The sequence below is a fragment of the Pseudomonas sp. MH9.2 genome, from assembly GCF_034353875.1.
In the GTDB taxonomy this organism is placed as follows: domain Bacteria; phylum Pseudomonadota; class Gammaproteobacteria; order Pseudomonadales; family Pseudomonadaceae; genus Aquipseudomonas.
The window spans coordinates 777,086-789,437 of sequence record NZ_CP133784.1; the positions used below are offsets into that span (position 1 = coordinate 777,086).

Below are 12,352 nucleotides of genomic sequence, written 5' to 3' on the forward strand. Positions count from 1 at the left end.
ATCTCTGAGAGGTTTTCCATGACCATCACTGTCAACACGCTGTCCGGCAACGGCTATCGCCACAGCATTGAAATCAATCACAAACATAAGCTGCTGACCGATCTTCCTGTAGGCCTCGGCGGCGAAGACTCCGCGCCCGATCCTCATGATTATTTCGATGCAGCCCTGGGCGCGTGCAAGGCATTGACGCTCAAGCTGTATGCCGAAAAACACGAAATCCCGCTGACCGGTGTCACTGTCGAGGTCACACGCGACAGCAGTCAGGAGCGGGAAGGCAAGTATCATCTGCATGTCGAACTGACCCTTGAGGGCATGCTGAGCGATGAGCAGCGTACCCTGCTGCATCGCATCGCAGATCGCTGTCCGGTACACAAGCTGATGACCACGACTGAAGTCAGCATCGAAACTCACCTGACAGAAGGCGCCTTCGACCAATAACGCCGGACACATCAACGCGGGTTATGCTTTGTGCATCGACCCGCACTGCTTGCCGAGATGACGCTCATGATCGTAATCAAGCCCCGCACAGAAGATGTCGAAGGCCAACCGATTCTACGCCCGCTGCCGTCAGCCAAATGCCGCAGTATCGGCCCTTTCGTTTTTTTTGATCACATGCTGGAAACGGATTACCCAGCTGGCAGCGGCATGAATATCCGTCAACATCCGCATATCGGCTTGTCTACCCTCACTTACCTGTTCGAAGGCCAGCTCTTGCACAAGGACAGCCTTGGCAGCGACCAGTTGGTCCTACCCGGTGATGTAAGCTGGATGACGGCCGGTAGCGCCGTTGCCCACATCGAACGCACACCGGAAAAGCTGCGCAGCAGCGGCTCACGCTTGCATGGACTGCAGGTCTGGCTGGCGTTACCTAAACCATACGAACAAGGCCCAGGGCATTACAGCCATCATCCCGCACAGACACTGCCGGTTAGCGATAACCTCGGCGTCTGTATTCGGATGATTGCTGGCAGCGGGTTTTGCCTGTCATCACCGGTACCGGTGCTGTCGACTACGTTATATGCCGAAGTAAGCCTGCAAACCGCCACTGCGCTGACGATCCCCGCTGACCACGAAGAGCGGGCGCTGTATGTGGTCAGCGGTGACGCGCAACTGGATGGCGAGCCGATAGAGGCGCGCAGTTTGATCGTGCTGCCGGTCGGAGAAAGCGTGACGTTATGCGCTGACAGCGCATGTCATGCCGTGCTGATTGGCGGCGCCGCGCTGGACGGACCACGACGGATCAACTGGAATTTTGTGGCCAGCGACCCGGCGCTGATCGATCAGGCACGAGCGCGCTGGGCGGCCGGTGATTGGCCGACGGTGCCGGGTGAAAGCGAGAGGATCGAGTTGCCTTAGTTTGAATCCGGGTGCCTGACACTCCGCCATCGCGGACAAGCCCGCTCCTACAAATTGAATGAGTGGGCTTGCAGGCCGCGATAGACCCGACAGGATCTCGGTTATCAGCCTTTGAACACCTCATCCAACAAATTGTGCATCGACGCAAACGCTCGCTTCGCGGTTTTGGCGTCGTACATCATCATGCCCGGCGTGTTCGCTTCCGGATCGGTGAACGAGTGCACCGCACCGCCGTAGCTCAGCAATTGCCAGTCCACGCCCGCCGCGTTCATTTCAGCTTCGAACGCAGGCAGTTGCTCTTTAGGCACCAATGGATCGGAAGCGCCATGCATGACCAACACCGCCCCCTGGATATTTTTTGCGTCCGCCGGGCTGGGTGTATCCAGCGTGCCGTGGAAGGATACCGTCGCTTTCAATGCAGCACCGGTACGGGCCAGTTCAAGCGAGCAGCAGCCGCCGAAACAAAACCCGAAAGTCGCCAACTTGAGGGTGTCTACAGGCGCGTCTACCTGAGACTTCAACGCGTCGAGCGCAGCCTGCATGCGCTTGCGCAGCAATGCCCGATCATTTTTAAGCGGCATCATCGCTGCGCCCGCCTCATCGCCATTTTTCGGGCGCGTACCCTGACCATACAGGTCGGCCACCAGCACGACATAACCTTGCTCTGCCACCGCCTGAGCGATTTTTTCCGCACCTTGGCTAACGCCCATCCAGTTGGGTGCCATCACCAGACCCGGACGCGAGGACGCGTCACCGGAATCAAACACCAAACGGCTCTCGTAGGGCTGGCCATCAATCTGATAAACCACTGAACGAACAGTCACGTTGCTCATTGCTGACCTCCAAAGAAAATGACTAAAAAAAATCCCGCCGAGGCGGGATTTTCATACCGGGTGTTTAAACCGACAACTCTACCAAGAGCTTGTTCAGACGGCGCACATAAGCGGCTGGGTCTTTCAAGCTATCACCTGCGGCCAGGGCCGCCTGATCGAAGAGAATGTGCGACAGGTCGCCGAATCGCTCTTCACTCTGCTCAGTATCAAGTTTGGCAATCAATGGGTGGGCCGGATTGAATTCGAAGATCGGCTTGGACTCCGGAACCTTCTGGCCACTGGCCTCGAGAATCTGACGCATCTGCAGACCGAGGTCCTGCTCGCCAATCGCCAGAATCGCAGGAGAGTCGGTCAGGCGGTGGGAAACCCGCACTTCACTGACTGCGTCGCCCAGAGCGACTTTCAGCCGTTCGATCAAGCCTTCTTTATCCTTGGCGACTTCTTCCTGGGCTTTCTTGTCCTCTTCGGAATCAAGCTTGCCCAGATCCAAGTCACCACGGGCCACGTCGACAAAACCTTTGCCGTCGAAGTCGCTGAGGTAGCTCATCAGCCACTCATCGATACGGTCGGTCAACAGCAGCACTTCGATGCCTTTCTTGCGGAAAACTTCCAGGTGCGGGCTGTTCTTGACCTGAGCGTAAGTTTCGCCAGTCAGGTAATAGATCTTGTCCTGACCTTCCTTGGCGCGCGCCAGATATTCAGCAAGCGCCACAACTTGCTCACCGCCGTCTTCATGGGTCGACGCAAAGCGCAGCAAGCCGGCAATTTTTTCTTTGTTGGCGAAATCTTCTGCCGGGCCTTCTTTCATGACCTGACCGAAGTTTTTCCAGAAGCCTTTGTATTGCTCAGGCTCGTTCTTCGCCAGTTTTTCCAGCATGTCCAGCACGCGCTTGGTCAGCGCCGACTTCATCGAATCGATGATCGGGTCTTTCTGCAGGATTTCACGGGATACGTTCAAAGACAGGTCATTGGAATCGACCACGCCCTTGATGAACCGCATGTACAACGGCAAGAACGACTCAGCCTGGTCCATGACGAATACGCGCTGGACATAGAGCTTCAGCCCACGCGGCGCTTCACGCTGATACAGGTCGAAAGGCGCACGACCCGGAACGTACAGCAACGAGCTGTATTCCAGCTTGCCTTCGACCTTGTTGTGGCTCCAGCTCAGTGGGTTTTCGAAATCGTGAGCGACGTGTTTGTAGAATTCCTGGTATTCCTCGTCCGTCACCTCAGTGCGCGGACGGGTCCAGAGTGCGCTGGCGCGGTTGACGGTTTCCCATTCCAGCTCAGGTGCAGCTTCACCTTCGACAGCGGCCTGTTCTTTCGGCAACTGGATCGGCAAAGCAATGTGATCGGAGTACTTCTTGATGATGTTGCGCAGACGATAACCGTCGGCGAATTCACCTTCAGCGCTTTTCAGGTGCAGAACGATACGGGTACCACGATCAGCTTTCTCAAGGGTCGCGATTTCGAACTCGCCTTCGCCCTTGGACGCCCAATGCACGCCTTCGCTGGCAGGTACGCCAGCACGGCGGCTGAACACTTCAACCTTGTCGGCAACGATGAACGCTGAATAAAAGCCCACACCGAATTGGCCGATCAGGTGCGAATCTTTCTTCTGATCGCCGGACAGGTTCTTCATGAAGTCAGCAGTGCCCGACTTGGCGATAGTGCCCAAGTGGGTAATCGCATCTTCACGGCTCATGCCGATGCCGTTGTCTTCGAGCGTGACGGTTTTCGCGTCCTTGTCGAAGCTCACACGGATTTTCAGCTCAGCGCCGCCTTCGAGCAAGTCCGGTTTGGACAACGCTTCGAAACGTAATTTGTCGACAGCGTCAGAGGCGTTCGAGATCAATTCGCGAAGGAAAATTTCCTTGTTGGAATACAGCGAATGGATCATGAGGTGCAGCAGTTGCTTTACCTCGGTCTGGAAGCCCAGGGTTTCCTTTTGAGTTTCCACACTCATGGTTATCAAACTCCAATCAGATGGCACAAGCCGCATACACAGCGGCGGGATGTCATCAAAATGGGGGCTGGGTCCGATTTTTCAAGGGCTTATACGTGTCGATCTATGATTCTTCGATTTTAAAATGCGCCCGCGCCGTGGCAACGGGCTCGGCCGAGGTGCTCTGCCAGGCGGTAACAGCGACATTGGCCACCCGTCGCCCCTGCCGCCAGACCTGGCACTGCGCATAGGTGTCCCGAAAATAACCGGCACGCAGGTAGTCGACCGAGAAGTCGATGATCTTGGGGACTGAGCCCGATCCGGTGGCAACCAGCAAATGCATGGCTGCCGCCAACTCCATGAAGCCTGCGATCACGCCGCCGTGAAGGGCCGGTAACAGGGGGTTACCGATATTGTCCTTGTTGGCAGGCAGGCGAAACAGCAACGCATCATCCTGACGCGAACATTCAATACCGATCAGTTTCGCGTAGGGAATCAGCTCGAACAATCTTTCATAGCTGCCCTGTTCACGAGCCTGGCGAACCTGGTCCTTGAAATCAATCGTCATAACGCACCGCCATTGATCGAGCCGCTCAACCCCTTACTGCCTGCAGCAGCCCCCTTGCCCATGCGCATGAACGTCCCGACCACATGGGCAATCGGCTGTTGCGGGTCAGCCTGATAAGCAAAACCCCGGATAAACATAACGTCGGTGGTCACCCGATAACACTGGGCAAAACCAAAGACGTCTTTGTGTGGTTCAGCGGGATGCATATAGTCGATGCGCAGATCGAGAGTCGGGCACACTTCAAACTCCGGCAGCACGCAAAGCGTGGCAATCCCGCAGGCGGTGTCCATCAACGACGTCAGCGCGCCGCCATGGATAACGCCGGTTTGCGGATCACCAACGATGTGCGGACTGTAGGGGAGGATCAGGGTCATGCCTTCGGTATCTGCGCGGTGCACGCGCATGCCCAGAACCTGGCAATGCCGGAGCACCGAAATAAAGCGCACCGCGCGCTCAAAAATGGGGTTATCGCTCATTGAACGCTGACTCTGATTATTTTTATAGGAGGCCAGCATAGCCTCAGCGTAAAGCGCCTAAAACATCAACCTTTATATATCTGTAGGACAGGTGGAACTAAATTTATGGGCCGGCGCTCGAAAGGCTAGTAGATATCTTTGATAAGGAGAAACACCCCATGCGTAAATCTTTAGCCTGTGTCCTGATGCTTTCTGCCACTCTGGGTCTCGCCGCGTGCAATAAAGCCAGCGAGAACAAACAGCAAGATGCCAACAAAGCAGCGCAAGAATCCCAAGAGTCGATGAACAAGGCCCAAGACAAAGTCAACGACGCCGCCAAAGAAAGTCAGGACGCTGCCCAGAAGAATGCTGAAGCCGCTCAAGAGCGCGCCAAAGAAGCCAACGGCCAGGCCCCAGCACCAACCACTACCAAGTAAGCTGAGACGTTTTCAGGCCATGAAGCCCGCTCGTAGCGGGCTTCATTAGTCTCAGCGCAGCAACGGGCTGAGCATTAATCCCAACGAACACAACAGCCCGACAAACCAGGCCAGGCTGCGCACGGTTGGAATATCCGCCAGATACGCTCCCAGAAAAATCAAACGCGCAATCACGAAAACCACGGCGATCCCATCGATTAAAAAGCCTTGGGTCTGCGTGGTATGGGCGACAAACACCCCCGCCGAAAACAACACGAACGCTTCGAAACTGTTCTGATGCGCCGCCAATGCGCGGGCGCCATAACCGGTCAATTGCGCCTGCTGGGCACGCGGCAAATGGTTGTTGTAACCACCCTGCTCTTTCATCGCTTTGCCGACCGGAATCCGCGCCACATAAATCAACACCGCGCTGATAAACAAACACCAGAAAGGGATACTCATAACGCCGTCGTCTCCTTGATGGGCTCCGCAGTCGGAGCCTCCGTTTGGGTGTAGACCATCACTTGCAACACATCGGAATGAAACTCCCGCCGGTACAACACCAGCACCACCCCTGTGCTCATCAACATGAATAACCAGGGGCTGACAAACCAGGCGAGCATCGTCATGCCGAAATAGTAAGCGCGCAACCCGAAGTTGAACTGGTTGGCAGCCATGGAGATAACCCGGGCAGCGCGTAAGGCAAACGACTTGCGCTCCAACTCGCTGACATGACGCTCACCGACCATGGGTGCAGAGCCGATCAGCACCGCCGCGAAGTTGTACTGACGCATGCACCAACTGAATGTAAAAAAGGCGTAGACGAAGACGGATGCCAGGCACAACAGTTTGATTTCTGACATGCCCTGCGAAACCTGCTGGACCATGGGAATGTCCGCCAACAGCGACACTGCCCGCTCGGAAGCGCCCAACACAGTGAGAATGCCGGCAAGGATGATCAAGGTGCTCGACGCGAAAAAAGAGGCGTTACGTTCCAGATTACCGATCACGCTGGCATCGGCGATACGGTTGTCACGCAGCAGCATTCGGCGCATCCAGTCCTCCCGATAAAGGTGCAAAACGCTGGCCAGGCAAGCAGTGTCGGCGGCCTTCAGGCTGGCATAGCGGGTATAACCACCCCAGCAGATGATGAACCAGAGTGCTGCCATGAGATGAATTAGATTGGCTTGAATGAACGACATGCAGTATTCCGAAGCGCGTGGGCAGGATTGAGAACAGTAAAGAGCATTCTCTGTGCTTCGACGACACCCCATGGAAAAAGACACTGATCACGCGTGCAAAAAAAGCCCCGCACTATTAAATGCAGGGCTGTTTGAGTGTTGCAGCATGCGACAGGAAGAGCGCGATCCACCCGTGCAATGTTAGCGAGTGACTTCAGGCCAGCGCTTCGCGGCGCTTGCCCAGCAGCCGGTCGCAGATGACTGCACCGGCCAGCGTGATCACCGCTGGCACCAGCCACGCCAGGCCTTGCTCACTCAACGGCAAATGCGCCAGTCGAGTCGGCAGCCAATCGGCGAGACCCGCACCCTTGCAGGCGTCGATGATGCCAAACAACAACGACACCAACATCACTGGTGCGACGATGCGACTTTGTGAGTGCCAGAAGTCCTTGCAGAAGCTCAGCGCCACCAAGACGATGCACGGCGGGTAGATCGCTGTCAGCACCGGGATGGAGAATAGAATCAGCTTGGTCAGCCCCAGATTGGACACCAGCAACGAAAAACCAGCCAGCAGGATCACCAGCGCTTTGTAAGACAGCGGCAAGATATTGCTGAAATATTCGGCGCAGGCGCAGGTCAGGCCGACAGCCGTCACCAGACAGGCCAACGAGATCAGCACCGCAAGAAATCCACTGCCCAGCGAACCGAAGGTATGTTGCACGTAGGCGTGCAGCACCACAGCACCGTTACTCGCCCCTGCCGCTATCGCATGGCTGCCTGCCCCCAAGCGAAACAGGCAGATATAGACCAGTGCCAGACCAAGGCCGGCGATCAGCCCGGCAATGATTGCGTAACGAGTGATCAGCTGTGGCGAATCAACGCCCCGCGAGCGGATAGCGTTGACGATCACAATGCCGAACACCAACGCCCCAAGGGTATCCATGGTCAGGTACCCATTGATAAAGCCTTGAGAGAACGGCGCAGCCACGTACGCTGGCTCGGCAACCCCGATGTCGCCAGCGGGCAAGGCAAATGCAGCAATCCCCAGTACGGCCAACGCGAAGATTTTTAGCGGGGCAAGGAAGCGACCCACGGTGTCGAGTAGACGACCCGGGTACAGCGACACCCAGAACACGACAAGGAAGTACACCAGGCTATACAGAAACAGCGCCAGCGGGCTGTCACCCGTCAATGGCGCCAGCCCCACTTCGAACGACACGGTGGCCGTGCGTGGGGTCGCGAACAGCGGCCCCACCGCGAGGTAGCAGACCGCCGCGAGAATGCCGCCAGCGACTTTACCAATCGGGCTGCTCAGCGCATCCATCGCGCCGCCGACCTTGGCCAGAGCGATGACCGTGACCACCGGAAGACCCACTGCGGTAACCAGGAAGCCCAGCGCCGCCATCCACACCTGCGGCCCGGCCTGCAAACCCACGATGGGAGGGAAGATGATATTGCCAGCCCCGACAAATAGGGCAAACGTCATAAAACCAAGTGCCAGAATGTCCTGGCCTTTCAACACTTTCATTACGGAAATACCACACTACTGAATCGGAATTTAGAGGGGATTTCCCGGAGGGTTAGGGAAATGATGCCGGTCCTTATAAGACAGGCACGTAAAGCGAAACGGCTCCTTATGGGACCCGGGTACGCAAAATGGCAAGTAGCCTAACGAATCAGGCCATGGAACGCACTATTGTAGGGCGTACTGTCTCATTAACGACTTACCATGTCGTATTTGTGACAGTGAGGACAGCGATCGCCTGTCAGTCGTTAAATGCCAGAAAGCACAAAGGCCACCCGAAGGTGGCCTTTGTTGATTGCGTTGTCAGGTCAGCAGAAGCTTACTTGATAGCCCAACCAGTCAGTTCAGCCAAGGCTTTACCGATGTCTGCCAGCGAACGCACGGTTTTTACACCCGCGTCTTGCAGCGCAGCGAATTTCTCGTCTGCAGTGCCTTTGCCGCCAGAGATGATTGCGCCAGCATGGCCCATGCGCTTGCCCGCAGGGGCAGTCACACCAGCGATGTAGGAAACAACCGGTTTGGTCACGTGTGCCTTGATGTAGGCAGCCGCTTCTTCTTCAGCCGAACCGCCGATTTCACCGATCATAACGATCGCTTCAGTCTTCGGGTCTGCCTGGAACAGCTTCAGGATGTCGATGAAGCTTGCGCCCGGGATCGGGTCACCGCCGATGCCCACGCAAGTGGACTGACCGAAACCGGCGTCAGTGGTCTGCTTCACAGCTTCGTAAGTCAGGGTGCCGGAACGCGACACGATACCGACTTTACCTGGCAAGTGAATGTGACCGGGCATGATGCCGATCTTGCATTCTCCTGGAGTGATCACGCCTGGGCAGTTAGGCCCGATCAGGACCACACCCAGTTCGTCGCACTTGACCTTGGCATCAAGCATGTCCAGGGTAGGGATGCCTTCAGTGATGCAGACGATCAGCTTGATACCGCTGAATGCTGCTTCAAGGATGGAATCCTTGCAGAACGGTGCTGGAACGTAGATCACGCTGGCGGTAGCGCCAGTGGCTTCTACGGCTTCACGCACAGTGTTGAACACTGGCAGGTCCAGGTGAACTGTACCGCCTTTGCCCGGTGTCACGCCGCCAACCATTTTGGTGCCGTAGGCAATGGCTTGCTCGGAGTGGAAAGTACCTTGTGCGCCAGTGAAACCCTGGCAGATGACTTTGGTGTCTTTATTGATCAGGACGCTCATTACTTGCCCTCCGCAGCTTTGACAACTTGTTGAGCAGCGTCGGTCAGGCTGGTAGCCGCGATGATGTTCAAACCGCTTTCTGCCAGTACTTTAGCGCCCAGTTCAGCGTTGTTACCTTCAAGGCGAACAACAACCGGGATTTTCACGCCAACTTCTTTCACTGCGCCGATGATGCCTTCGGCAATCATGTCGCAACGAACGATGCCGCCGAAGATGTTGACCAACACTGCAGCGACATTGCTGTCGGACAGAATGATCTTGAACGCTTCAGTTACGCGTTCTTTGGTAGCGCCACCGCCAACGTCGAGGAAGTTGGCTGGTTTGCCGCCATGCAGATTGACGATGTCCATGGTGCCCATGGCCAAGCCAGCACCGTTGACCATGCAACCGATGTTACCTTCCAGCGCCACGTAGTTCAGTTCGAACTTGGCAGCGTGAGCTTCGCGCGGATCATCTTGCGATGGATCGTGGAAAGCTTTCAGCTTTGGCTGGCGGTAAACAGCGTTAGGATCGATGTTGATCTTGGCATCGAGGCAATGCAGGTTGCCGTCAGCCTTGATAACCAGCGGGTTCACTTCCAGCAGAGCCAGGTCGTAGTCCTGGAACAGCTTGGCCAAGCCAACGAAGATGTTGGTGAACTGCTTGATCTGGTCGCCTTTAAGGCCCAGTTGGAAAGCCAGGTCACGGCCCTGGAAAGGCTGAGCGCCTACCAGCGGATCGATAGTGGCCTTAAGAATCTTCTCAGGGGTGTCGTTAGCGATTTTCTCGATGTCCACACCACCTTCGGTGGAAGCCATGAACACGATGCGACGGCTCGAACGATCCACTACAGCGCCCAGGTACAGCTCTTTGGCGATGTCGGTGCAGGTTTCAACCAGGATCTTGGTGACTGGCTGACCATTGGCATCAGTCTGATAAGTCACCAGACGCTTGCCCAACCACTGTTGAGCGAAAGCCTTGGCTTCTTCTTTGCTACGAACCAGCTTTACGCCACCCGCTTTACCGCGACCACCCGCGTGAACCTGGGCTTTGACGACCCATTCGGTCCCGCCAATTTTATCGCAAGCTTCTGCTGCTGCTTCCGGGGTGTCTACTGCGTAGCCTTTGGATACTGGCAGGCCGTATTCAGCGAAGAGCTGCTTACCCTGATATTCGTGAAGATTCATTCTTATTACCGTCTTCGTTAGTGCTGCGCATTCGGTGCTGCACTTCGAGAAGTGCCGCACCACCTGTGACCGCTACCTCGGATGACCTCAGGAATGTGCCGAAACAATGCTCTGTACGTTCCTGAAGGCGCCCATAAGCTTGAGTCCGGCGGACGTTCCGCGGTGAGACTTGCTAGCAAGGCTCACGACGGGCAGTCCGTCGTGGCTTCTTATTGTCTTAACGTTTCTTTTTATTCTGGATGTGGATGGCGCCACCATTCACTGCCAGTGCTGCTTCATGCAACGCTTCGGACAACGTCGGGTGAGAGAAAACCATCATCCCGATATCTTCAGCACTGCTGCCGAATTCCATAGCGATTGCGCCCTGCTGTACCAACTCTGCTGCGCCTGGACCAATAACGTGAACGCCCAATACGCGGTCAGTCCTGGCGTCGGCGATAACTTTTACAAAGCCGCCGGTATCGTTTGCAGCCATGGCACGGCCACTGGCAGCAAACGGAAAGGTGCCAACATTAACTTCAACGCCTTCAGCCTTCAAGGTTTGCTCGGTTTTACCGACCCATGCGATTTCCGGATGGGTGTAGATAACCGAAGGAATCAGGTCATAGTTGATCTGGGCTTTGTGGCCCTTGATACGCTCAACGACCATGATGCCCTCTTCCGAGGCCTTGTGCGCCAGCATCAGACCACGAACCACGTCACCAATGGCATACACGCCTGGAACGCTGGTAGCGCACTGATCATCAACGAAGATAAAGCCGCGTTCGTCGATGGTCACACCGCTGTCGGAAGCCAACAACTCAGTAGTCACCGGACGACGGCCAACAGCAACAATCAGCTTGTCGAAGGTAATGGTCTGTTCGCCAGTGGCGTCAGTGTAGGTCACCACAACTTCTTCGCCGCTGACCTTGGAACCGGTCACGCGTGCGCCAAGCTTGATGTCCAGACCTTGTTTGGTGAAGGTCTTCAAGGCTTCTTTGGAAACCTGCTCGTCAGCCGCTGGAATGAATTTTTCCAGAGCTTCGAGGACAGTGACTTGTGCACCCAGACGAGCCCAGACCGAACCCAGTTCAAGGCCGATCACGCCAGCGCCGATCACGCCCAGGCGTTTCGGAACTTGCTGGAATTCAAGGGCGCCGGTGGAGTCGACGATAATGTTGTTATCGACCGGTGCAGGAGGAATGTCGATTGGACGCGAGCCAGAAGCGAGGATCACGTTTTCAGCTTCGATCACTTCAACCGTGCCATCAGGGCGGGTCAGTTCGACTTTCTTGCCGGCCAGCAGCTTGCCGTGGCCCTGCAGGGAAATCACACCATTGGCTTTGAACAGGCTGGCTACGCCGCCAGTCAGACCTTTAACGATGGCCGATTTACGACCAACCATGGCGGGTACATCCATGGTCACTTCGGACGTCGAGATACCGTGGACTTTGAAGCCGTTTTTAGCTTCGTAGAATTTCCAGGAGCTATCCAACAGCGCCTTGGAAGGAATGCAGCCAACGTTCAGACAAGTACCGCCAAGGGCCAGTTTGCCCTCCTTGTCCTGATATTTCTCGATGCAGGCAGTCTTGAGACCAAGTTGCGCTGCCTTGATAGCGGCAACATAGCCGCCAGGGCCAGCACCAATCACTACCAAATCGAATTTCTGGGTCATGAGTCATTCCTTTTTCAAATCAAACCGGACGGTCCCTTGTGAGGACCGT

General features: G+C 56.0%; 13 protein-coding genes. 3 read left to right on the forward strand and 10 right to left on the reverse strand.

Going from position 1 to position 12,352, the window contains the following annotated elements:
* The first annotated feature begins 18 nt into the window (after window positions 1-18).
* Entirely contained in the window at window positions 19-438 is a 420-nt protein-coding gene (locus RHM55_RS03495) for an OsmC family protein (RefSeq protein ID WP_322179532.1), read from the forward strand.
* 57 nt (window positions 439-495) lie between these two features.
* Window positions 496-1,356, forward strand: coding sequence for a pirin family protein (locus tag RHM55_RS03500; RefSeq protein ID WP_322182721.1), 861 nt, complete (start codon window positions 496-498; stop codon window positions 1,354-1,356).
* Window positions 1,357-1,460: 104 nt separating this feature from the next.
* Here RHM55_RS03500 and RHM55_RS03505 read toward each other — a convergent pair whose 3' ends face one another.
* From RHM55_RS03505 to RHM55_RS03520, 4 genes are all read right to left on the reverse strand, one after another.
* On the reverse strand, window positions 1,461-2,189 hold the full coding sequence (locus tag RHM55_RS03505; RefSeq protein WP_322179533.1) for a dienelactone hydrolase family protein: 729 nt from the start codon (window positions 2,187-2,189) through the stop codon (window positions 1,461-1,463).
* A gap of 64 nt (window positions 2,190-2,253) precedes the next feature.
* Window positions 2,254-4,158, reverse strand: coding sequence for a molecular chaperone HtpG (gene htpG, locus RHM55_RS03510; protein ID WP_322179535.1), 1,905 nt, complete (start codon window positions 4,156-4,158; stop codon window positions 2,254-2,256).
* A 103-nt stretch (window positions 4,159-4,261) separates the two neighbouring features.
* Window positions 4,262-4,705, reverse strand: a complete 444-nt coding sequence (locus tag RHM55_RS03515) for a PaaI family thioesterase (protein WP_322179536.1) — start codon at window positions 4,703-4,705, stop codon at window positions 4,262-4,264.
* Complete coding sequence (locus tag RHM55_RS03520) at window positions 4,702-5,181, reverse strand: PaaI family thioesterase (protein ID WP_322179537.1); 480 nt, start codon at window positions 5,179-5,181, stop codon at window positions 4,702-4,704. Before RHM55_RS03520 ends, RHM55_RS03515 begins: the two co-directional genes overlap by 4 nt.
* 158 nt (window positions 5,182-5,339) lie before the next feature.
* Between RHM55_RS03520 and RHM55_RS03525 the strand changes: the two genes are divergently transcribed.
* Window positions 5,340-5,597, forward strand: coding sequence for a hypothetical protein (locus tag RHM55_RS03525; protein ID WP_322179538.1), 258 nt, complete (start codon window positions 5,340-5,342; stop codon window positions 5,595-5,597).
* A gap of 51 nt (window positions 5,598-5,648) precedes the next feature.
* On the opposite strand, the gene RHM55_RS03530 is transcribed toward RHM55_RS03525, so the two are convergent.
* From RHM55_RS03530 to lpdA, 6 genes are all read right to left on the reverse strand, one after another.
* Window positions 5,649-6,038, reverse strand: coding sequence for an MAPEG family protein (locus RHM55_RS03530; protein WP_322179539.1), 390 nt, complete (start codon window positions 6,036-6,038; stop codon window positions 5,649-5,651).
* Complete coding sequence (locus RHM55_RS03535; protein WP_322179540.1) at window positions 6,035-6,778, reverse strand: DUF599 domain-containing protein; 744 nt, start codon at window positions 6,776-6,778, stop codon at window positions 6,035-6,037. Before RHM55_RS03535 ends, RHM55_RS03530 begins: the two co-directional genes overlap by 4 nt.
* Window positions 6,779-6,971: 193 nt before the next feature.
* The gene (brnQ, locus tag RHM55_RS03540; protein WP_322179541.1) at window positions 6,972-8,285 is read right to left on the reverse strand and encodes a branched-chain amino acid transport system II carrier protein; all 1,314 of its coding nucleotides are present in this window, start codon (window positions 8,283-8,285) and stop codon (window positions 6,972-6,974) included.
* A gap of 316 nt (window positions 8,286-8,601) precedes the next feature.
* The gene (sucD, locus tag RHM55_RS03545) at window positions 8,602-9,483 is read right to left on the reverse strand and encodes a succinate--CoA ligase subunit alpha (RefSeq protein ID WP_322179542.1); all 882 of its coding nucleotides are present in this window, start codon (window positions 9,481-9,483) and stop codon (window positions 8,602-8,604) included.
* Window positions 9,483-10,649 carry an ADP-forming succinate--CoA ligase subunit beta gene (sucC, locus tag RHM55_RS03550; protein ID WP_322179543.1) on the reverse strand — a complete coding sequence of 389 codons (1,167 nt, stop codon included), beginning with the start codon at window positions 10,647-10,649 and terminating at the stop codon, window positions 9,483-9,485. Before sucC ends, sucD begins: the two co-directional genes overlap by 1 nt.
* Window positions 10,650-10,866: 217 nt before the next feature.
* Entirely contained in the window at window positions 10,867-12,303 is a 1,437-nt protein-coding gene (gene lpdA / locus RHM55_RS03555) for a dihydrolipoyl dehydrogenase (protein WP_322179544.1), read from the reverse strand.
* Between the last annotated feature and the right edge of the window lie 49 nt (window positions 12,304-12,352).

Excerpts from the sequence above, each read along its gene's own strand:
- RHM55_RS03495 (WP_322179532.1), top strand. The coding sequence starts at position 19 with ATGACCATCACTGTCAACACGCTGTCCGGCAACGGCTATCGCCACAGC.
- RHM55_RS03500 (WP_322182721.1), top strand. The coding sequence starts at position 496 with ATGACGCTCATGATCGTAATCAAGCCCCGCACAGAAGATGTCGAAGGC.
- RHM55_RS03505 (WP_322179533.1), bottom strand. The coding sequence starts at position 2,189 with ATGAGCAACGTGACTGTTCGTTCAGTGGTTTATCAGATTGATGGCCAG.
- htpG (WP_322179535.1), bottom strand. The coding sequence starts at position 4,158 with ATGAGTGTGGAAACTCAAAAGGAAACCCTGGGCTTCCAGACCGAGGTA.
- RHM55_RS03515 (WP_322179536.1), bottom strand. The coding sequence starts at position 4,705 with ATGACGATTGATTTCAAGGACCAGGTTCGCCAGGCTCGTGAACAGGGC.
- RHM55_RS03520 (WP_322179537.1), bottom strand. The coding sequence starts at position 5,181 with ATGAGCGATAACCCCATTTTTGAGCGCGCGGTGCGCTTTATTTCGGTG.
- RHM55_RS03525 (WP_322179538.1), top strand. The coding sequence starts at position 5,340 with ATGCGTAAATCTTTAGCCTGTGTCCTGATGCTTTCTGCCACTCTGGGT.
- RHM55_RS03530 (WP_322179539.1), bottom strand. The coding sequence starts at position 6,038 with ATGAGTATCCCTTTCTGGTGTTTGTTTATCAGCGCGGTGTTGATTTAT.
- RHM55_RS03535 (WP_322179540.1), bottom strand. The coding sequence starts at position 6,778 with ATGTCGTTCATTCAAGCCAATCTAATTCATCTCATGGCAGCACTCTGG.
- brnQ (WP_322179541.1), bottom strand. The coding sequence starts at position 8,285 with ATGAAAGTGTTGAAAGGCCAGGACATTCTGGCACTTGGTTTTATGACG.
- sucD (WP_322179542.1), bottom strand. The coding sequence starts at position 9,483 with ATGAGCGTCCTGATCAATAAAGACACCAAAGTCATCTGCCAGGGTTTC.
- sucC (WP_322179543.1), bottom strand. The coding sequence starts at position 10,649 with ATGAATCTTCACGAATATCAGGGTAAGCAGCTCTTCGCTGAATACGGC.
- lpdA (WP_322179544.1), bottom strand. The coding sequence starts at position 12,303 with ATGACCCAGAAATTCGATTTGGTAGTGATTGGTGCTGGCCCTGGCGGC.